This is a genomic window from Streptomyces sp. SP18BB07 (assembly GCF_036322545.1).
In the GTDB taxonomy this organism is placed as follows: Bacteria; Actinomycetota; Actinomycetes; order Streptomycetales; family Streptomycetaceae; genus Streptomyces; species Streptomyces deccanensis.
This window is the reverse complement of the sequence record NZ_JAQYWT010000280.1, coordinates 20,930-40,501: the sequence shown is the minus strand read 5'-3', so window position 1 is coordinate 40,501 and position 19,572 is coordinate 20,930. Positions and strand designations below refer to the sequence as shown.

The window sequence follows — 19,572 nt, the reverse complement described above, 5'->3', positions numbered from 1 at the left end:
GGGAGAGCCAAGCGGCGCTGCCCGTCGGCGCGTTGACGGTGACGGCTACTCCTGTGCCGGCGGCTCGTCCGGAAGCGGGGCGACCTGCCCGGAGTCCACGGCGGCCAGTGCCTCGTCCACGCTGTCCACCGTGGTCACGGTGAGACTGACGCCGGTGAGGTCGAGTATGCGTCGCACGGCCGGAGCCGGGGCGATCACATACACACCGCCCGGGATCTTCCGCACCTCCTGATACGTCCGCAGGATGATGTTCATACCGGACGAGTCCATGAAGGGGACGGCCGACACGTCCAGCAGGAAATGCCGTCGGCCGTGCCGCAACTGGTTCGCCAGGTGATGCTGCAGCTCGGTCGCCGTGTCGATGTCCAGTTCCCCTTCGATCGTGAGCAGCACGGCGTCGTCCCGGGGCAGATCGACCTTGATCGACAGGGGGTTGTGGGCAACGGACACGAGAGCCTCCAAGAGAGCCGACCGGGGTGGGTGCCCCGGTTCACGGATTCGACGCATCGCCCGGCGATGCGCCCGTGCGCATACCCGCGAATCGTGCGGGCACACGGGCCCCGATCAGGCGACTCCGGGTTCCAGCAGGCCCGCGCGCAGCCGCTTGATGATGCGGCTGATCAGCCGCGACACATGCATCTGGGACACCCCGAGCTGCTCGGCGATCTGCGACTGGGTCTGCTCCTCCACGAACCGCAGATGCAGGATCCGCCGCTCACGCTCGTCGAGTTCGGCGATCAGCGGCGCCAGCGAGTGGAAGTCCTCCACGAGTTGCATCGCGTGGTCCTCCTCGCCGATGAGGTCGCCCAGCACGGTGTCGCCGTCCTCGCCGCCGTCGGAGGTGAGCGCCGCGTCGAGCGAGGAGGTGTTGTAGCCGTTGGACGCCTTGCGCGCCTCGATGACCTCCTCCTCGGACAGCGACATCAGCTCCGACAGCTCACGCGTCGTCGGCATCCGGCCCAGCCGGGACTGCAGCTCGTCCGTCGCGCGGGCCAGCTCCACCCGCGCCTCCTGCAGCCGCCGTGGTACGTGCACCGCCCAGCTGGTGTCCCGGAAGAACCGCTTGATCTCGCCGACGATGTACGGGACGGCGAACGTGGTGAACTCCACCTCCCGGGACAGCTCGAACCGGTCGATGGCCTTGATCAGCCCGATGGTCCCGACCTGGACGATGTCCTCCAGTGAGTCCTCACGCCCGCGGAAACGCGAGGCCGCGTACCGGACGAGCGAGAGGTTCATCTCGATGAGCGTGTTGCGTACGTATTGATAGGTATGGGTGCCTTCTTCCAGCATGGCCAGCCGGTCGAAGAACTGCCGGGACATCTCCCGCGCGTCCTTGGGCCTCACCTGCGACGGGTCCTCGATCAGGGGCAGGTCCACCCCGTCCGCCATGACCCTCCCCCGTGCCGTGGCCGTTGTACGTGCCGTCACGGCTGCCATGCTGTCCACCCCTCTCGCCCGAAGCGTTGTTGCCATCCCACGCTTGCCCCGCGAGCCGCGTCTCAGTCCACCGAATTCGTGAAAGGGACCGTGGCGCTTCCCACTCTGGCCGGAAGTCGTCGCCGACCCGGGTGACGCGGACCACCGGCCTGGCGATCCGTCACCGAGAATGCGCGCACCGTTGTTTGCCCACCGGGTCGTGGGGCAAGCGGAGTTCCACGCCTCCGTAGTGGAGGCACCCCGGCGGAAGCGGTGTTCCGCGCACGGGCCTCGGCGCCCGCCCACCGCTCCCCGTCACAAGTCCCTGAAAGCGTCGTTCAGGAGCGATTTCCCATGCTGGTCAATGCGTCCGCACACGCCACAGACACCACCGTCCGCCCCGGTACCCCCGACAGGAGGACGCACGACGACGCCCCCGACACCGCCAACGACTTCGCCCGGCTCGCGGCGATGGACGAGGGACCCGAACGCGACCATGTCCGGGACGAACTCGTCCGCGCCTGGCTGCCCATGGCGCACCGCATCGCCGGCCGCTTCCGCAACCGCGGCGAGTCGCTCGAGGACCTGCGCCAGGTCGCCGCGATGGGCCTGGTCAAGGCGGTGGACCGCTACGAGCCCGAACGGGGGGCGTTCGAGAGCTACGCCGTGCCCACCATCACCGGAGAGATCAAGAGGCACTTCCGCGACCGGATGTGGACGCTCCGCGTCCCCCGGCGGGTGCAGGACCTCCGCAACAAGGTGCGCGTGGCGCGGCGCGAACTCAGCCAGACCTCCGGCGGCGCCGCCGAGCCCTCCGTCGCCGACATCGCCGCCCTCGCGGGTCTCACGGAGGAAGAGGTCCACGCCGGGATGGAGGCGCTCGACAGCTTCAGCGCGCTCTCGCTGGACGCCGAGATGGCCTCCGGCGACGACGGCTACAGCCTCGCCGACACCCTCGGCGCCCCCGACGCGGCGTACGACACCGTCGTGGACCGCGAGTCGGTCAAGGAAGGACTGCGCCGACTGCCCGAACGCGAGCGGGCCATCCTCTACATGCGCTTCTTCGAGGACATGACCCAGAACCGCATCGCCGACCGCCTCGGCATCTCCCAGATGCACGTCTCCCGCCTCATCAGCCGCAGCTGCGCACGCGTCCGCGAAGAGGCCCTCGGCCGCACCACGCCCTCCGTCTGACAACCCCCAGGAGCGAAACAGATGCTGATGCCCCACCCCGCGACCCTGCGCCGGCTCGTCGAGGAGTACGAGTCGGTCGTCGCCCACGAGGGCGAGCGAGGCGACCCGCAGAGCGCTCGCCGCGCGCAGGACCTGGCGTACACGTTGTGCGTGTCCACGGGCACCCGTGACGTCCGCCGGGCCCTGGACGCGGCGCGCGCCCAGCTCGCCGCCGCGCAGGCGACCGCGACCGCCGAGCTGTGCGGGAGCGGGACGACGGTCCCGGGAGATCTCGGCGGCCATGGTCCGGGCGGGAGCGGGTATGCGGCGCTTCATGAACACTGATGAACCCAGCTGTCCCGAGTCGTCGACCCCGCATCTGACATGACACCCATGGAACGCCACCCGCTCGTGCACCACGACACCGCTCCCGCGGCCGGGCCCCCCGCCCGGCCGCCGGGACCGCCGGTCGCGATCACCACCGCCGCGGCGGCCCGCCGTCATGTGCGGTCGTTCGTGGGGGAGCGGTGGCGTTCCTCCGCCGGCCCACCGACCGAGCAGTCGATGATCGACCTCATCCTCGTCGTCTCCGAACTGGTCACCAACGCGGTCCGGCACGGCGGCGGCATCGCCGGGTTCGACGTCGCCCTCACCCCCGAGGGTGTGCGGCTCCGCGTCCGCGACCACAGCGCCGCCGTGCCCGTGGGACTCCACGGGCCCGGCGTGCTGCCGCGCGCCCACGAGGGCAACGGCTACGGATGGCCGCTGATCAACAAGCTCTCCAGCCGGGTCGACGTCGAGCGCCGCGCGGCCGGCGGCAAGACCATCAGCGTGCTGGTGCCGCTGACCTGAGGCCGACCAGGACCGTCCCGAGGGCCTGCCCCAGGGCCCTCACCAGGGCAGGAAGACGTGGACGTCCTTGCCGTGGTCGTGCACCACCACGCTCACCTCTTCGCAGAGCGTCTGGATCAGATACCAGCCGATACCGCCGCCGCCCTTGCTGGGATGGAAGGGGCGCGGCGCGGGTGACGTCGTGCTCGTGTCCCCGACCGTCACATGCACACCGTCCAGGGTGCGCCGCATCGTCAGCTCGAACCGCCCCGGGGCGTACTGCACCGCGTTCGCGGCCAGTTCCGTGACCACCAGCAGGATGTCGTCCCAGTGCTCGACAGCGGCCGGCGGCGACGTGCGCGAGAGGACACCCAGGAACCCCTCCGCGGCCGTACGAGCCCCCGTCACGTCGCCGAGTTCTCCGTCGAAGGCGGCGTGGCTGTCGTAAATCTCCTCGGCAGGCAGTTTGTCGTCCCTACGTGGCTCTGTTGACATCTCGTCGTCCCCGGTTCGGCTTCTTGAGGCGGACGCGATGGCGCGTGCCTCTCCGACGCTCGTGTTTCCCGTGCGCAGAGCCGCTACGCGTGCGAAAGCGTAGGGATGTGTGGGGCCTTCGGGAAGACCGTGGCCTTCCGGAGCCCCCGGCCCGCGTCGGCGCTCTACCGGTCACCCGCCTCACCGTCCTCGGACGGCGTGCGGAAGACCAGCAGGGCGACGTCGTCGTCGTTGTCGACGGGACGGGCACGCTCCAGCAGCAGGTCGCAGAACACGTGCAGCGGCCGGTGCGCGAGGGCCGCCGCGTGCTGACGCAGCCGGGCCAGGCCCCGGTCGAGGGTGTGCCCCGGCGACTCGATCAGACCGTCCGTGTAGAGCACCAGCGTGGACTTCGGCGGCAGCGGGGTGAGCGTGTCCGTGCGGGCCCGGGTCAGTCCGGTGCCGAGCAGGTGGTCGTGCTCCTCGTCCAGGAACCGGGACCTGCCGTCGTGGGTGATCAGCAGCGGCGGCGGATGCCCCGCGTTGGTCCACCGCAGGGCCCAGGTGTCGTCGCCGCGCTCGACCCGGCCGAAGATCAGCGTCGCCATGGACGCCTCGGTCACGTTCACCACGGCTCGGTCCAGCCGCTCCACGATCATGCTCGGCGGCTCCTCCAGCGCCCAGGCGTAGGCCCGCAGCATGTTGCGGACCTGCGCCATCCCGGCCGCCGCGTCGATGTTGTGTCCGACGACGTCCCCGATGGCCACCGCCGTGGACCCGTCGGCCAGCGGGAACGCGTCGTACCAGTCGCCGCCGACCTGGGAGGACTTCGACGCCGACTCGTAGCGCGCGGCCATCCGCAGCCCCGGCACCTCCGGCATCTGGGGCAGCAGATGGCGCTGCATGGTCTCCGCGATGTGCCGCTGCCGCTGGTACAGGCGCGCGTTCTCCAGTGCCAGCCCGGCCCGGCGGGCGATGTCGTCCAACAGGGACAGCTCCGCGTCGGTGAAGGCCCCCGGCCGTTCGCTCAGGCCCAGGGTGAGAGCGCCGAGCACCGCGCGCGGCCCCCGGATGGGCGCGATGGCCGCCGAGCGCAGCCCGGTCTCCTTGAACAGCCTCTGCTGGGCGACCGTGATCCCCGAGTCCGCCGGGCCCTGGTAGGTCTCCGGCCCGGCCAGGGTCGACGCCGCGCCGCGCAGCGCCCGGGACAGCGGCATCAGCGACTCCTCGTGCACCGGCGGGAGCGGGCCCTCCAACTCCTCGCGCCGGACCACCACACCGTCGCGGTGGGTCGCCACCGTGGTCCGCCAGACGTCGTCGCTCTCGGTGATCAGGTCCACGATGGCCCAGTCCGCCAGCCGAGGCACGACCAGCCGCACCAGGCGGGCCACCGCCTCCTCGGCGTCCAGGGTGGAGCTCAGCCGGGTCGTCGTCTCGGCGAGCAGCGCCAGCCGGTCCAGCTGCGACATGGCCGACGGCTCGCCCTCCGGCACGACGCCGGCCTCCGGGGCGCCCTCGTAGAAGAGCACGGCCGCGCCGGTCGCGGGCCCGTCGAGCCGGCACGGGGTGACCAGCCACGTCACCGGCAGCAGCGTGCCGTCGCCGCGCAGGAACCACTCCAGGTCCCCGCTGCCCGTGCGGCCGCTGAGGAACGCGCGCATCATCGAGCACGCGGCCCGCGGCACGGTGTGCCCGAGCAGGTCCCGGTGCAGCAGCTCGTGGGCGTCCTGCCCGATGAGGCCCTCGGCCGGGCGGCCGAGCAGCTCCTCGGCCCGGGGATTCACCGCGACGACGAGGCCGTTGTCGTCCACCACGTACATACCGGCGTGCAGGAGGTCGGGCAGCCCGTCCGATGAACGCACCGCCGGTCCCGGCGGCCGCCGATCGGTGTGATCCGGACTCCACGCGCTCATGTTGGGGGCTCCTCCGACTCCGGTCCCGGTCGAGGACAGGACGGTCGTAGACGTAGACGGACGGTTCCGTCGTGTGTGTTGCACGCATTACCCCGTCCCCGACGACCTACGCGCACGAGGTCCCGGACCGCAGGTGGGAGCGGGTGCCGGGGCCCCGGGCGCCGTCCCGCGCGGTGCACGGACGGCGATCCCCCGGACACGGTTCGCGCACCGCGCCCAGGATGTCAGGCCTGGGTGTGCCGTACGCAGGCCGCGACGACCTCCCGCAGACTTCCCGTCCGGGCCATCACCTCGCGCTGCACCCGGGCTCCGTTGCCGCGCCCCGTCAGCTCGGCGACGGCGTCCCGGGCCAGGTCGGCGTCCCCGTGGTCGACGAGGGCCTCCTCGACGTGGTGGAGCAGCGAGCGGACGACGTCCAGGGCAGGCCTGGGCCGCATCGTGACGGGGTCCAGGAGGTTCTCCGACAACCCGGAGCGGGCGGCCCGCCAGGTGGCCAGCCGCAGCAGCCCGGCACTGTGGCCGAGCGGCTCCACGCCGGCCCGCCACTCACGGGCCGCGGTCTCCACGAGCCCCCGGGCGAGGGCGGCGACGAGGACGGCGGTGTCGGGGTGCAGACAGACGTCCGCGACGCGGATCTCGACGGTCGGATACCGCTGGGACAGCCGCGCGTCGAAGTAGATCATGCCCTCGTCGCGTACGACCCCCGTGGCGATCAGGTCCGTGACGCACTGGTGGTACCGCTCGGCCGAGCCGAACAGGTCCGTCGGCCCGGCCATCGGCCACATGTCCCACACCTGGCTGCGGTAGCTGGCGTACCGACTGTCGTGTCCCTGCCAAAAGGGGGAGTTCGCGCTCAGCGCCGTCAGCACGGAGAGCCACGGCCGCATCCGGTCCAGGACGGCCACGCCCTCGTCGTCGGACTCGACGGACACATGAACATGGCAGCCGCAGACCAGCTGCACCTGCGTGTGCAGACCGAACTCCCGCGCCATCCACCGGTACCGGCTGTTCATGGTGATCGTCGGACTCACCGGCAGCGGCGACGTCGCCAGCGCCGCGACGGCGCTGCCGAGCCCCTCGGCATGGCGGGCCGCGTCCTTGCGGCAGCGGACGATCTCGGCACCCAGATCCGTCATCGAGGACTGCGGGTGCGTGGCGAACTCCACCTGCTCGTCGTGCAGCTCCTTCTCGAACACGTCCTGGTCCGTGCCCTCCAGGGCGACCCGCGCGAGCACCGCCGCGGCCCGCGCCTGGGGCTCGCCGGTCTCAGGGTCGACCAGGAGAAGTTCCTCTTCCACTCCGACGGTACGCACGTCATCCGGCCCTTCTGCGCTAGGTGGTGAGAGCCGTGTGCCCTCGGACGACGCCGGGACACCTCACCGGACGGCGTACGGACCGTACCCGTGTACGCGGCGACGGCCCGGGTACCCGTGCGGCGCTTCGGGAGCCGCGCCCGGCAGGCGCGGAACCCCAGTCCACGACACGGAGGAGGAGAACGTGACCAGCACCACCGAGACGGGCCGCGTCACCGGTACCGCCGACAAGGACTACAACCTGATCTGGTACGTCGAGGCCTGCCTGAACAACGCGCTGCGCCTCGAGTCGTACATCGAGGACGCGGAGCGGGAGAAGGACACCGAGGTGGTCGAGCTGTTCCGCAAGGCACAGGCCGACAGCCGCAAGGGCGCCGACTTCGGCAAGGAACTCCTGCGCCGGCGTCTGGGCGACTGACGGCGCTCCCGGGCCGCGCGCGGTCCGGGAGAACATCGCACGCTCCGTCCCCGGCACAGCGCCATTGTGGGCACGGCCCTGGCCGTCACGCGAACGGAGACGGGCCGTCACGCGAACCGGGGGACGGGGCTGTCGTGCGAACCGGGGGACGAGAACGACAAAGGCAAGGAGGTCCAGTCCTCCTTGCCTGTCTCAACGTATAGCGCACCGGGGGGCTTGCGGCAAGACCCTCCCCGTGCCGCAGAATCGCCGACCGAAGCGAGAAGCAGCGGCGAATCGGCGCACATGGGGGTTGAGATGATCGACGTGATCGTCGTCGGGGGCGGACCGACGGGGCTGATGCTGGCGAGCGAGTTGCGGCTGGCCGACGTGGGCACGGTCGTGCTGGAGAGGCTGACCGAGCCGACCGGGGAGTCCCGGGGACAGGGCCTGCACGCGCGCAGTGTCGAGGTGATGGACCAGCGAGGTCTGCTGGAGCGGTTCCTCGAGGTCAGCGAGAAGTTCCGGGTAGGCGGCCTCTTCGGCGGCATCATGAAGCCCTGGCCGGAGAGCCTGGACACGGCACACGCGTACGGGGTCGCCACCCCGCAGCCGGTCACCGAGCGCATCCTCCAGGAGCGCGCCCTGGAACTCGGCACCGACATCCGGCGCGGCAGCGAACTGGTGGGACTCGACCAGGACGCGGACGGTGTGACCGCCGAACTGGCGGACGGCACGCGGTTGCGCGCCCGCTATCTCGTCGGCTGCGACGGGGGCCGCAGCGTGGTGCGCAAACTCCTCGGCGTCGGCTTCCCCGGCGAGCCCGCCACCGTCGAGACCCTGCTGGGCGAGATGGGGGCGACCGAGGACCCGGCGACGATCGCCGCGGTCGTCGAGGAGGTCCGCAGGACCCAACTGCGGTTCGGCCTCGCCCCTCTCGGGGACGGGAACTACCGCGTGCTCGTACCCGCCGAGGGGGTGGCCGAGGACCGTACGACCCCACCGACCCTGGACGAGTTCAAACAGCGGCTACGGGATTTCGCGGGCACCGACTTCGGTGTCCACTCCCCGCGCTGGCTCTCCCGGTTCGGCGACGCCACCCGGCAGGCCGAGCAGTACCGGGTCGGCCGGGTGCTGCTGGCCGGCGACGCGGCGCACATCCACCCGCCGACCGGCGGCCAGGGGCTCAACCTCGGTGTGCAGGACGCCTTCAACCTGGGCTGGAAGCTGGCCGCCGAGGTCAACGGCTGGGCGCCGGAAGGGCTGTTGGACACCTACCACGCCGAACGGCACCCGGTCGCGGCCCGCGTGCTGGTCAACACCCGCGCGCAGATCACCCTGCTGGGGTCCGAGCCGGGTCCGACCGCGCTGCGTGAACTGCTCTCGAAGCTGATGGACTTCGAGGAGGTGAACCGGTACGTGACCGGGATGATCACCGGGGTCGACGTCCGCTACGACCTCGGCGACGGTCACGAGCTGCTCGGCCGGCGGATGCGGGACCTGCGGCTGAAGCGGGGGCGCCTGTACGAGCTGATGCACGACGGTCGCGGCCTGCTGCTCGACCGGAGCGGCACGCTCTCGGTGGAGGGCTGGGCGGACCGGGTCGACCACGTCGTCGACGCCGCCGAGGGCCTGGACGCGCCCGCGGTCCTCCTGCGGCCCGACGGCCACGTGGCGTGGGCCGGCGAGGACCAGCGGGAACTGCTCGACGCACTCGCTCGGTGGTTCGGGGCCGGGCAGCCGGCGGCGCGCGGAACGCTGCGATGACCCCGGCCCCCGAAGTCCGTCCCTTCCGGCCCGAGGATCTCGACGCCGTCCACGACATCTGCGTCCGCACCGCCCACAACGGCGGCGACAGCCGTCCCCACTACGCGGACCCCGACGTCTTCCCGGCAACCTTCGCCACCCCCTACGCCCGGCTGGAACCGGAGCTGACCTTCGTCCTGGACGACGGCCGCGGCCGAGCGGTCGGCTACATCCTCGGCACCGCGGACACCCCCGCCTTCGTCGAGGCCTTCCGCAGGCAGTGGCTGCCGCTGGTGAGCGAGCGCTTCCCGCCGCCGGTCGGCCCGACGACCACGCCCGACGCGGAGATCGTCCGGCTGCTGCACCACCCCGAGCGCATGCTCCTGCCCGAACTCGCCCCCTATCCCGCCCACTTGCACATCGACCTGCTCCCCGCCTGGCAGGGCAGGGGCCACGGCCGGGCCCTCATGCGCACCTTCCTCCGTGCCCTGCGCACCGGCGGGGTCCCGGCCGTCCACCTCTCCATGCTCACCAGCAACACACCGGCCCGCGCCTTCTACGACCGCCTGGGCTTCCACGAGATCAAGGTCCCGGACCCCGGCCCGGTGACCTACCTCGGCCGCACGACACGGGAGTGACAGCCCGGCCACGACACCGGTCCACGCCCGGCCGCGAGGCCGACAGGAGGTTCGGCATGGGTCGTCCGGGTCCGAAGATTCCGCCGTTGTCAGTGGCCGATGCCCAGCGGGCCGTGCTGGTCACGCCGGCTACGGGTCGCTTCGGCCACGGTCCGCACCCGAGGGCGGCGCAGAGGCCCGGCCTCGCGGTCCTCCTAACCGCCGTCCGGTCATCCCAAGGACGCCCGTGCGGGTCCGTGAAGCCGCCATTCGTAAGCGCACTGCCAAAGCCGTGTGCGGCTTCGCGCTCTGCGGTGCCCTTGCCACGCCCGCGGTCATCGAAGCGGCCTCGGTCGTGGCCGAGAGCGGACAGACCCAGGTCGACGCGGAACAGAATGGTGAAGAAGCCGAAGAAGCCGAAGAAGGTGCACTAGCCCCGGTGCCGCTCGTCACTGTCCCACCAGGGCTTCCTCCGGCGCGGGATCGTCCCGAACTGGTCACGCCCAGCGTGCGCACCTCAACACCCTTTGGGGCGGGCCCGCACCAGACCCGCGTGCCCGGTGGCGACCGCGTGGATGCCTGGGTCGGGGCCGAGATGCCGCCCGCGAGGGACACTTCGGCTCTCCGCTGGGACAACTGATGTGCCCTCAGGTGTCCGGCGTGCGGCTGCCGTGCTCCTCGCGTGTCCGTCGGCGAGCGCGCAGCAGCACCCCCAGAGTGCTCGCCACCGGCGGGGACGCCGAACCGCGCAACAGCCGGGCGCCGCGGGCCGACGCCGCGTCCGCGGTCAGCAACTCGATCCTGATGACCGACTCCAGGAGCACCCCGCCGGGACCCTTCCCGAGGACGGGCAGTTCGCCGGCCGCTCGCAGACAGACGCGGGCCGCCTCGACCTGGTCCTCCACCAACTCCCGTACGCCCGCCGACTCCCGGCCCGCCACGAGGTCCTCGACCGTGACCGAGAAGCGTGCCAGCGTCTCGGCCGGGATGCCCAGGCGGCCCTCCGGCAGGTCCTCGGCAAGGTCGTTGACGAAGTCCAGCCGCTGGCTGCCCTCCATGAGCGTGCGGCAGGCCGCCCGGTACCGTCCGTCGTCGGACTCGGGGCCCAGCAACGACGCGATCAGCATGAAGGCGGGCAGCGAATAGGCGTCCACGTAGGCCTGGTAGTCGGCCTCGGTGGCGAAGCCGGTGAATTCCAGATCGGTGGTGGCGGTGGACAGATACTCCTCGACCGTCTCCCGCAGCCGTGGATACGCCGCCGTGGTGTGCAGCAGAGCGCGGATCAGCGGATCGTCGCTCGTCCGGGTGTCCAGCGCCTTGCGCACCTCCTGCTCCCACGCAGCCCACGCCGCGACCCGCTGCGGCTTCGGGCCGGTGTCCAGCAGATCGTCCCCGTGGTGCATCACCGCCGTCGCCACCACTACATGGGGCAGCAGCCGCCGTGGCAGCAGGAGTCGAGCAGCGAGATACGAGGTGCGCCGGGCCCGTGCCACCAACTCCCGCTGCTCGTCGTAGTTTTTCCGCAACCCCGGCTCCCGGACCCCCGCCGCGTCCAGACTCCGTTTCCACACGCTCATGTGTTGATCGTAGAGAACGCGGAGCCTCGTGATCGCCCGCGCCCGTCCCGGCTCCCTCCGCGTCAACTCTGGCGCGTGATGCTCACCTGCACGGTCAGGGTGCCTCTGTTGTCCTCGGAGCAGGCGCCGGCGGCGTCGTTCATGCCCAGGTGCAGCGTGCCGTTCCCGGTGGCCTTGAAGGCCACCTTCCGTCCGACGGTGTGGACGGGGAACTTCCTGTCGCCCGTGAGGACCGCGAGGAGCGTGCCGAACGGGGCCGCGGCCTTGACCTTGCAGTCCTTCGCACCGTCCAGCGACGCGTCGGTGGCCGCGTCGTAGCCGGCCGGTCCGGTCATGGGGATGTTGCGGTGGTCGACCGTCCACTCGCCCGAGACGAAGCGCACCGCAACCCGGTCGCCCCGCCGGATGGTGACTCCGGTGACCGGCTGCCAACCCGTCGCCGACTGGACGACGTGACTGACGGTCGTGGTCGTCGCTTCCTCGTCGAACGGCAGCACTCCGGCCAGGAACAGACCGCCCACGGCGGCCGCCGGCGTCACCGCTGTGGCGGCCAGGGCCCACCACAGCGGCTTCCGTCGCGCCGACCGCAGTGCCCCGCCGCTCGCCGACGGCCCGGTGCGGTTCGCCGTCGGCGCGGTCCGCCCGGCCCGGACGGGGCGCTCATGGCCGCTGGTCACGGTGTCCGCGTAGGCCGCGGGGTCCGACGGCCGGGGGACACGCACCGTGGCCGAGGGCAGCGGGCCCGCATCCGACTCGCCCTCCGCCACACGCCGCAGCGCGGTCCGCGCCGCGGCGGCCGAGGGGCGATCCCCGGGCGCCTTGCGCAGCAGCGCCTCGACGACCGGTCGCAGCGGGCCCAATTGTTCCGGCAGGTCGGGTTCCTCGTAGGCGACCGCGTGCAGCGTCGCGGGTCCTCCCTGCCTGCGGAAGGGTGACCGGCCGCAGCAGACCGTCGCGAGGGTCGCACCCAGCGACCACAGGTCGGAGGGCGGTCCGCTCTCCGCCCCCGTCACCCGCTCGGGCGCCATGGACTCCAGGGACCCGACCAGTTGGCCGGTGCCGGTGAGGAACTCGCCGTCGTCCAGGGCGGCGATACCGAAGTCGGTGAGGACGGCGTCGCCGTCGCGGCGCAGGAGGACGTTGGCGGGCTTGACGTCACGGTGCAGGGCGCCGGCCGCGTGCACCGCCTCCAGCGCGTCCACCAGCTGCAGCCCGAGGATCGCCGTGTGGCGTGGGGTGAGCGGGCCGGCCTCGGCGATCCGGTGGGCCAGGGAGGGGCCCCCGACGAGTTCCATGACGATCCACAGCCGGTCCTCCGACTCGACCAGGTCATGGACACCGACCACGTGCGGGTGCGGCACGCGGGCAACCGCGCGCGCCTCGCGGACCGCCCGGCGCATCCGGACACGGTGCTCGTCGTCGCCCTGGGTGAGCAGATGCAATTCCTTGGCGGCGACCGGACGGTCCAGCAACCGGTCGTGGGCGCGCCAGACCCGTGCCCATACCACCCCTGCCGAGCATCTCGTGGAGCAGATACCGGTCGGCGATCAGCCGTTCCGTGCCGCGCCGCGCACGCGTCGCCGTCTGGTCGTCGTCCTCGCCGGGTGCCATGTGCTCTCTCACGGTTCCTTCCCGGCGGGCGGGCCGCGCCGGTCATCGCTCGTTCGGTCGTTCGTCATTTGTTCGAACCGCGCCGAGCGTAGCGGAGCACGTGGTGGTACGTCGGTCGCCAACTGCCGTGTGCCGCAGAGGATTTGCCGCGAGGAACGCGAGAAGGGGAGCCGCCCCGACCCTCGGTCGTGGCGGCTCCCCGGCCCCTCGGCGTGAGGCTGTTACTTCTGCTTCCACGCCCAGTGCAGCCGGTCGAGGCCGCTCTGGTTGTTGACCTTCAGGCTGAGGCGGGTGCCGGTGCCCTGGAGGGTGGTGAGGGAGTAGGTGTCACCGTTGCGCAGACCCGGCCAGTAGACCGAGCCCAGGCGCAGCTCCCGGATGATGTCGGTCGCGGCCTGGATGTAGGCGACCTCGTTGGAGCCGTTGACCGGGCCGTTGTAGTCCAGACCGGTGGTCATGGAGGCGCCGAACTCGTCCAGGATCGTGCGCGAGGCGCAGGTGCCGATGCGCTCCTTGAAGTCCGCCTTCCACTGGTCGACGCTGGTCCAGTCGGTGTGCCAGAAGCCGTAGTTGTGCAGGGCGATCCGGGTGCCGTCGAGCCGGCTGTCGGCGCAGATCGGCTTGACGTCCTCGCTGTACTTGTAACCGCCGATGAGGACCCGGTCGCGGGGGATCGAGCGGTGGGTGGCCAGCCAGCGCGCGGCCACGTCGCGCCACTCCTGCGAGGTGTAGCCGAACGGCTCGTTCATCGGCTCGAAGTACACCTTGCCGTTACGGCCGTACGCGGAGGTGATCCGTGCCCACATACGGTCCCAGGAGGCCTGGTCGTCGATCTTGCCGTCCTTGGCGTTGTCGGCCTCCCAGTAGCCCAGGACGACCTTGAAGCCCTTGGCGGTGGCGGCGTCGATCGCGGCCCGGTACGACTTCCAGAACGAGCCGTTCACGGAGGTGGGGTTCACCGGCAGGCGGACCGTGTTGGCGCCCAGCTCGGCGAACCCGCTGACGATCGCCCGGGACTTGGCGTACGTCGTGGCGTAGTTGTCGCCGGTGGACAGGCCGGAGGGCACGACCGCGTCGTCGGCGTAGTTGTCGCGCGGGTCGGCCCAGTTGACACCGCGGAAGTCACTGACCGGCGGCGGTGAGGCGTGGCGGGAGGCGGGAGCGGCGGACGCGGGGGAGGCGAGGACTCCGCCGAAGGCCGTGACACCGGCCAGCGCTGCCGCGAGGCAGGCTGTCCCGCGATGGTTCTTTCGTGGCACCAGATCCCTTTCTGCGCAGTTGCGTCCGCGAAACCCGGCTGCGCAGGTCGGCGGCTCTGTAGCTCCCGCAACGTAGAAGAGATCTCGAACAGAGGTCAACACATCTGCACACCAAATTTCATCAAGAACAGAGAATCACTGGCTGCCGAAGGCCAGTTGGGAGCCCGTGAGCCGGACCCGGATGCCGTCCTCCTCCACGCGTACGTCCCGCAGCCGCACGTTCCCGCGCTCCGGTTCCGGCAGTTCGAAGGAGAGGGCCAGCCGGTCGGCGAGCACCGGCCGGGTGAGCCGGGACAGGGCATCGAGGAGGTCGGGATCGAGGCCCAGACTCCGCAGGACGGCGGGGTTGTCCAGGGCCAGATCGACGAGGTTGAGGCCCTGGGCCTGGCGGGCGAAGCGCGGTGATCCCGTCAGTTCGGTGAGTGCGCCCTCGTCGGAGAGGGCCTCGCGGGCGGTGGCGTCCGACATCCCCAACCGCCGTACGATCGCCGGCACCGACAGCAGGGCCTTCGCCCTGCGCGTCTCCCGGGCGAGGTCGGCGGCGGCCTTCGGGGTCAGATGCAGACCGTCCGAGGCGCGCGTGCCGGGGCGGTACGTGGCCAGGTCCCCGATGTCCAGGCGCATGCCACCGATCTCCGTGGCGATGCCCCGCTCGCCCTGCCGCTGGATCGTGGCCTCGGCACGCAGCCGCAGATCACGCCCGGCGACCGGCAGCGTGCCACGCGCCCGGACCCGGTCACGGCCCTCGCCGGTGAACGTCACCTGGGACGCGCCGAGTTCGCGGTTGAGATCGGCGAAGGACAGCAACACGTCACCGTCGAGCCGCGGGATGTGGGCGCCGCGCACGGAGGTGAGGCCGTCGGCGTCCAGCCGCACGTCATGGGCCGTCGCCGACACCTTCGCCAGTGACACCCGGTCGGCCGCGACGTCCGGCACGGTCAGCCGCACCGAGTCCAGCCGCTTGTCGGCGAGTTGGGTGAGGAAGGGGAAGCCGCCGATCTCCACCTCGGGCGCCGCGGCCAGGTCCAGCCGGTCCTCCAGGGCGTCCGCCGCCCGGTGCTCCGCGTACAGCACCGCCCACCGGTCCGCGAGGCCGGCGAACGCGGCGAGGACCACCAGCCCCACGACCGCCTTCACCGCGAGCGGCAGCCCCGCGAACCGCCCCCGGCGCCGCCGTCCGCCCCGCCGGTGCACGGGCGGAGACCACTCCGGCTCCCGCTCCTCCTCGTCACCGCCTCCGGTGGTGTCCTCGTCGAAGAACTCCTCCAGGGAGGTCACTTCCAGAGGACCGTCGTCGAGGGCGCCGAGCTCCTCGTACGGGTTGCGCGGCGCCTCGGAGCCATCGGCGGAGAACTGGTGCGGATCTGTGCGGTGGGGGGAGCGCATCGCCTCATCCGAACATGTCCACCACCCCCGCCCGCAACCTGAACCCCGGGTATGCGATGTAGTTCACGATCGCGACGAGTGCCGTCGCGGAAGGCACGCGAAAGAGCAGGCGCGACCGCTGACCGACTGTCACCGATGGTGCCCGCTCCCGTACAGTCCGTGCTGTGAGCGGTCGATCAGGGGGAGGACACATGAACACCGAGGCCGGACCCGGCTCTCATCCGCACGCTCCCGGGACGCAACGGCCCGTCCCCGAGGCCGAGCCGGAGCTGGTGGCGCGATGGCGGTCGGACGGCGGCGAGCTGCTCGATCTGCTGACGCAGGTGCGCGAACGGCTCGGCGGGGTCGCGGCGTTCCGCCTCGGCCCGAGGCCCACCGTCCTCGTCACCGACCCGCAGGCGGTCCGACACGTCCTCGTCACGCGCCCGGAGCGCTACGTCAAACGCTCGCACCGTGCCCGTGTGCTGATCGGCGACGGCCTCCTCGCCGCCGACGGTGCGGCGTGGAAACGGCAACGCCGTCTGCTGCAGTCCCAGTTCACCGGCACCGGGATGCGCCGCTACGAAGAGCGGATCACCGCCGCCGCCCGCACCACCGCGCGACGCTGGGACGCCTACGCCCGCACCGGGCAGACCTTCGACCTCGGCCAGGAGATGCGCCGCTTCGCCCTGGACACCATCTGGCGCTCCCTCACCGGCCACCCCCTCGACGACGAGACCCAAAGCGAACTGGCGGCCGTGGAAGCCGTGGGGGCCGCCCTGCCGGCCCTGCCCGCCGACGCGGACGCGGCCCGGGACGCCGTCGCCGCCGACCTCGCACGGATCGACACGGTCGCCCGGCACGCCATCGACGCCGCCCGCGGCGGGGCGGCGGGCCCTCATGGCCCGGGACTGCTGCACGTGCTGACGGACGCCTCCGCCGAACACCCCGAGTACACCGACCGGTTGATCCGCGACGAGTTCGTCACCCTGCTGGCCGCCGGACACGAAACCACCGCCACCACCCTCACCTGGCTCCACCTGCTCCTCGATCGGCACCCGGAAGCCCGCGCACAGGCCCTGTCCGCCGGTGACGAGGGCTCAGCGCAGCGCCGACAGGCCGTCCAGGCGCTGATCCACGAGACGCTCCGCTTCTACCCGTCCGCCTGGATCCTGGCGCGCCACGCCGCCGAGGACGACGTCCTCGCCGGTCACACCGTCGAGGCGGGCTCCGACCTCCTGGTCTGCCCGTACCTCACCCATCGCGATCCCGTCCTGTGGCCGGACCCCGAGCGCTTCGACCCTCGGCGCTTCACCTCCCCGGGCGGCCGCCCCACCCAGCCGGGCGCGTACTACCCCTTCGGCATCGGGCCCCGCGCCTGCCTCGGCCTCCAGTTCGCCCTGCGCGAGTCGACCGTCCTCCTCGAACACCTGCTGCCCGTCCACCGGCCGGTCTTCCACTCCGCCGCGCCGAAGGCCGTCCACGGCATCACGGTCCGCCCCGACGGCCCCACTCCCGTGAGCCTGAAACCGTCACGGGACCACTGAGGAGGCGCCCATCGGCCGGGCTCTGGCGTCGGCCGGGCCGCAGAGGGCCGCCGTCGTGCCGGTGTGCAGGGTCCCGCAGTGGTCGCCGTAGGACCCATGCCACCACTGCGTGGGGTGGCGTCGACCGGGCCGAGCAGTCGGTACTCCAGGCTCAGGGCGCCCCCGTTTTCGCAGCGTTGCGCGTGCATGCCAAGTGTAGGCAGCTCGGCATCGTACGCATCCGGTATATCGGGGGGGTCACGGACGACATGCGAGTCTCTTCCAGACCTGCTGCCATTCCGTCGCATCCCGCAGGGCCCTCCCGTTGCCTCGGGCAAGAGGCCCTGATGCGCGAATTCCGCACGGACTCGCCTGCGGCCTCGGCGCGTGGCCCGCGTCGACGGCGTAGCCTGCGGCGGGCCGACGCCTGACGAGGAGCCGCTCGTGACCACCCCTGAAGCGACGACACCCCACCCGCGCAACTCGGGCCTGCGGGTCGACCTCAACCCGGCCGCCGCCGTCGCACGCAACGCCCGCTACCAGGGCGCCTCCGTCGTCGTCCGCTACCCGGGCGGTGACCTCACCTACGCCGAACTCGACGACCGGGCCGCCCGCCTGGCCACCGTGCTGGCGCACGGTGGCGTCGGCGACGGGGACCGGGTCGCCCACCTCGGACTCAACAGCAGTTCCTTCCTCGTCACCCTGCTGGCCGCCCATCGACTGGGGGCCGTCTTCGTCCCGGTCAACTTCCGGCTGGCGGCCGCCGAGTTGGAGGCCGTCCTCGTCCGCAGCGGCTCCACCGCGCTCGTCTGCGAGGAGGGGCACCGGGCGAGCGTCGACGGGATCCGCGACCGGACCGCCCTCACGCGGTTCCTCCTGGTGGACGACGACCCCGAGGTGCCGACCGGGGGCGCGCCCGGCTGGGAACCCTGGGCGTCCCTCCTCGCCGACGCCCCGCCCACGACCTCAGTGGCCGCGAAGGCCGCCGACGACCCGGCGATCCTGATGTTCACCTCCGGCACCACCGGCACGCCCAAGGGCGTCCTCCTCACCCACGGCAACGTCTGGTGGAACGGGGTGAACGTCGACCTCCAGCTCGACACCCGCCGCGGCGACGTCACCTGTGCCGCCGCCCCGCTGTTCCACATCGGCACCCTGAACAGCTTCGTGATCCGGACCCTGGTGCGCGGCGGCACGGTGGTCATCAGCCGGGGGTTCGACCCGGGGCGGTGCCTCGACGACCTGGTCACCCATCGGGTCAACTCCATGTTCGGGGTCCCCCACATGTTCGCCGCCATGGCGAGGCAACCCGGCATGTTCGACCGGGACCTGAGCCGTCTGCGGTCGATCGTGGTCGCGGGCGCGCCGGTACCGCCCTCGCTCATCGAGCTCTACGCCCGGCACGGCATCCTGCTCCAGCAGGCGTGGGGCCTGACCGAGACCGCGCCGTTCGCCACGCATCTGCCCGTGGAGCGCACCCTGGAGAAGATCGGCTCCGCGGGCATCCCCATGCCGTTCACCGAGGTCCGGGTCGTCGACGTGGTCACCAACGCCCCCCTGGGACCGGGGGAACCGGGGGAGATCGTCGTACGCGGCCCCAATGTCACCGCCGGCTACTGGAACGATCCGGGGGCCACCCGCGCCGCCTTCGACGAGGAGGGCTGGTTCCACTCGGGAGACGTCGGCCACCTGGACGAGGACGGCTGTCTGTACATCGTCGACCGCCTCAAGGACATGATCATCAGCGGCGGTGAGAACGTCTATCCCGCCGAGGTCGAGCGGGTCCTCACCGCGATGCCGGGAGTCGTGGACGTCGCCGTCGTGGGCGTCCCCGACGAACGGTGGGGCGAGACGGTCCAGGCCGTCATGAGCGTGGACGGCACGTCGGAGATCACCCTGGAGACCGTCCACGCCCACGCGGCGAACCGGTTGGCCCGGTACAAGCTGCCCAGCCGTCTGACCATCGTGCCGGCCGTCCCGAGGAACGCCTCGGGAAAGCTGGACAAGGCCGGCGTCCGCCGCCTGGTCGAGGAGGCAGACTGAGAACACACCCGGTCAGAGCATGCGGCCCAGCAGGTGGTCACGATCGACCAGTTGATGCTTGAGCACCAGCCCGACGTGCGCCGCGAGTGCCGCGTAGAAGTGACCGGGACGGCGAACGTGACCGCGTACAGGGTGGTCCCGGTGGCGTGGGCGAGCCGTCGCCGAAGGGCCCGTAGCCGTCCTCGTCGAGGAGGTATCCGACGGCGAACTGCACGGCGAGGGCCGCGGACACCGCCCAGTGGAGCGCCTTCGTGACAGGCCCCGTAGCCGTGCGGGCCATTGGGGGGAGGAGCACACGCGACCACAGT

The 19,572-nt window shown here is 71.7% G+C and carries 18 protein-coding genes; 9 read left to right on the top strand and 9 right to left on the bottom strand.

All coding sequences use genetic code 11. From position 1 onward, the window contains the following. Window positions 1-45: 45 nt before the first annotated feature. Window positions 46-450: an STAS domain-containing protein gene (locus PUR53_RS14365; protein ID WP_239750242.1), complete on the bottom strand. Its 405-nt coding sequence runs from the start codon at window positions 448-450 to the stop codon at window positions 46-48. A 114-nt stretch (window positions 451-564) separates the two neighbouring features. Then, window positions 565-1,392, bottom strand: coding sequence for an RNA polymerase sigma factor SigF (locus PUR53_RS14360; protein ID WP_329901067.1), 828 nt, complete (start codon window positions 1,390-1,392; stop codon window positions 565-567). A gap of 381 nt (window positions 1,393-1,773) precedes the next feature. On the opposite strand from PUR53_RS14360, the gene PUR53_RS14355 reads away from it, so the two are divergent. The 3 genes from PUR53_RS14355 to PUR53_RS14345 are packed head-to-tail and all read left to right on the top strand — an operon-like array spanning window position 1,774 to window position 3,444. Next, on the top strand, window positions 1,774-2,613 hold the full coding sequence (locus PUR53_RS14355; RefSeq protein WP_329900868.1) for a SigB/SigF/SigG family RNA polymerase sigma factor: 840 nt from the start codon (window positions 1,774-1,776) through the stop codon (window positions 2,611-2,613). Window positions 2,614-2,634: 21 nt separating this feature from the next. After that, complete coding sequence (locus tag PUR53_RS14350; protein WP_329900867.1) at window positions 2,635-2,937, top strand: DUF5133 domain-containing protein; 303 nt, start codon at window positions 2,635-2,637, stop codon at window positions 2,935-2,937. A 48-nt stretch (window positions 2,938-2,985) separates the two neighbouring features. Further along, complete coding sequence (locus PUR53_RS14345) at window positions 2,986-3,444, top strand: ATP-binding protein (protein ID WP_329900866.1); 459 nt, start codon at window positions 2,986-2,988, stop codon at window positions 3,442-3,444. A gap of 39 nt (window positions 3,445-3,483) precedes the next feature. Here PUR53_RS14345 and PUR53_RS14340 read toward each other — a convergent pair whose 3' ends face one another. The 3 genes from PUR53_RS14340 to PUR53_RS14330 form a co-directional block, all read right to left on the bottom strand. Continuing rightward, window positions 3,484-3,918 carry an ATP-binding protein gene (locus PUR53_RS14340; protein WP_239750236.1) on the bottom strand — a complete coding sequence of 145 codons (435 nt, stop codon included), beginning with the start codon at window positions 3,916-3,918 and terminating at the stop codon, window positions 3,484-3,486. Window positions 3,919-4,082: 164 nt separating this feature from the next. Continuing rightward, on the bottom strand, window positions 4,083-5,810 hold the full coding sequence (locus PUR53_RS14335) for a SpoIIE family protein phosphatase (RefSeq protein ID WP_329900865.1): 1,728 nt from the start codon (window positions 5,808-5,810) through the stop codon (window positions 4,083-4,085). Between the two features lie 224 nt (window positions 5,811-6,034). Continuing rightward, window positions 6,035-7,123 carry a glutamate--cysteine ligase 2 gene (locus tag PUR53_RS14330; RefSeq protein WP_329908484.1) on the bottom strand — a complete coding sequence of 363 codons (1,089 nt, stop codon included), beginning with the start codon at window positions 7,121-7,123 and terminating at the stop codon, window positions 6,035-6,037. A gap of 184 nt (window positions 7,124-7,307) precedes the next feature. Between PUR53_RS14330 and PUR53_RS14325 the strand changes: the two genes are divergently transcribed. From PUR53_RS14325 to PUR53_RS14310, 4 genes are all read left to right on the top strand, one after another. Further along, a complete protein-coding gene (locus tag PUR53_RS14325; RefSeq protein ID WP_329900863.1) occupies window positions 7,308-7,541 on the top strand; it encodes a hypothetical protein in 234 nt (77 codons plus the stop codon). A gap of 297 nt (window positions 7,542-7,838) precedes the next feature. After that, the gene (gene rox, locus PUR53_RS14320; protein WP_329900862.1) at window positions 7,839-9,287 is read left to right on the top strand and encodes a rifampin monooxygenase; all 1,449 of its coding nucleotides are present in this window, start codon (window positions 7,839-7,841) and stop codon (window positions 9,285-9,287) included. After that, window positions 9,284-9,904: a GNAT family N-acetyltransferase gene (locus PUR53_RS14315; RefSeq protein ID WP_329900861.1), complete on the top strand. Its 621-nt coding sequence runs from the start codon at window positions 9,284-9,286 to the stop codon at window positions 9,902-9,904. The genes rox and PUR53_RS14315 overlap by 4 nt, the downstream gene beginning before the upstream one ends. A 226-nt stretch (window positions 9,905-10,130) precedes the next feature. Next, the gene (locus tag PUR53_RS14310) at window positions 10,131-10,523 is read left to right on the top strand and encodes a hypothetical protein (RefSeq protein WP_329900860.1); all 393 of its coding nucleotides are present in this window, start codon (window positions 10,131-10,133) and stop codon (window positions 10,521-10,523) included. Window positions 10,524-10,530: 7 nt separating this feature from the next. Here the strand turns inward: PUR53_RS14310 and PUR53_RS14305 are convergent, their stop codons facing one another. The 4 genes from PUR53_RS14305 to PUR53_RS14290 form a co-directional block, all read right to left on the bottom strand. Next, window positions 10,531-11,460: a squalene/phytoene synthase family protein gene (locus tag PUR53_RS14305; RefSeq protein ID WP_329908483.1), complete on the bottom strand. Its 930-nt coding sequence runs from the start codon at window positions 11,458-11,460 to the stop codon at window positions 10,531-10,533. 62 nt (window positions 11,461-11,522) lie between these two features. Then, the gene (locus tag PUR53_RS14300; protein ID WP_329908482.1) at window positions 11,523-12,968 is read right to left on the bottom strand and encodes a serine/threonine-protein kinase; all 1,446 of its coding nucleotides are present in this window, start codon (window positions 12,966-12,968) and stop codon (window positions 11,523-11,525) included. Between the two features lie 324 nt (window positions 12,969-13,292). Continuing rightward, window positions 13,293-14,330 carry a glycoside hydrolase family 5 protein gene (locus tag PUR53_RS14295; RefSeq protein WP_329908481.1) on the bottom strand — a complete coding sequence of 346 codons (1,038 nt, stop codon included), beginning with the start codon at window positions 14,328-14,330 and terminating at the stop codon, window positions 13,293-13,295. A 135-nt stretch (window positions 14,331-14,465) separates the two neighbouring features. Further along, window positions 14,466-15,716, bottom strand: coding sequence for an LmeA family phospholipid-binding protein (locus tag PUR53_RS14290; RefSeq protein ID WP_329908480.1), 1,251 nt, complete (start codon window positions 15,714-15,716; stop codon window positions 14,466-14,468). A 191-nt stretch (window positions 15,717-15,907) separates the two neighbouring features. On the opposite strand from PUR53_RS14290, the gene PUR53_RS14285 reads away from it, so the two are divergent. Both PUR53_RS14285 and PUR53_RS14280 read left to right on the top strand, forming a co-directional pair. Further along, the gene (locus PUR53_RS14285; protein WP_329900855.1) at window positions 15,908-17,242 is read left to right on the top strand and encodes a cytochrome P450; all 1,335 of its coding nucleotides are present in this window, start codon (window positions 15,908-15,910) and stop codon (window positions 17,240-17,242) included. A 423-nt stretch (window positions 17,243-17,665) separates the two neighbouring features. After that, complete coding sequence (locus PUR53_RS14280; RefSeq protein WP_329900854.1) at window positions 17,666-19,264, top strand: AMP-binding protein; 1,599 nt, start codon at window positions 17,666-17,668, stop codon at window positions 19,262-19,264. Window positions 19,265-19,572: the final 308 nt, after the last annotated feature.

Coding starts and splice junctions, on each gene's coding strand:
- PUR53_RS14335 (WP_329900865.1), bottom strand. CDS start 5,810: ATGAGCGCGTGGAGTCCGGATCACACCGATCGGCGGCCGCCGGGACCG.
- PUR53_RS14285 (WP_329900855.1), top strand. CDS start 15,908: ATGAACACCGAGGCCGGACCCGGCTCTCATCCGCACGCTCCCGGGACG.
- rox (WP_329900862.1), top strand. CDS start 7,839: ATGATCGACGTGATCGTCGTCGGGGGCGGACCGACGGGGCTGATGCTG.
- PUR53_RS14355 (WP_329900868.1), top strand. CDS start 1,774: ATGCTGGTCAATGCGTCCGCACACGCCACAGACACCACCGTCCGCCCC.
- PUR53_RS14360 (WP_329901067.1), bottom strand. CDS start 1,392: ATGGCGGACGGGGTGGACCTGCCCCTGATCGAGGACCCGTCGCAGGTG.
- PUR53_RS14350 (WP_329900867.1), top strand. CDS start 2,635: ATGCTGATGCCCCACCCCGCGACCCTGCGCCGGCTCGTCGAGGAGTAC.
- PUR53_RS14290 (WP_329908480.1), bottom strand. CDS start 15,716: ATGCGCTCCCCCCACCGCACAGATCCGCACCAGTTCTCCGCCGATGGC.
- PUR53_RS14315 (WP_329900861.1), top strand. CDS start 9,284: ATGACCCCGGCCCCCGAAGTCCGTCCCTTCCGGCCCGAGGATCTCGAC.
- PUR53_RS14305 (WP_329908483.1), bottom strand. CDS start 11,460: ATGAGCGTGTGGAAACGGAGTCTGGACGCGGCGGGGGTCCGGGAGCCG.
- PUR53_RS14345 (WP_329900866.1), top strand. CDS start 2,986: ATGGAACGCCACCCGCTCGTGCACCACGACACCGCTCCCGCGGCCGGG.
- PUR53_RS14340 (WP_239750236.1), bottom strand. CDS start 3,918: ATGTCAACAGAGCCACGTAGGGACGACAAACTGCCTGCCGAGGAGATT.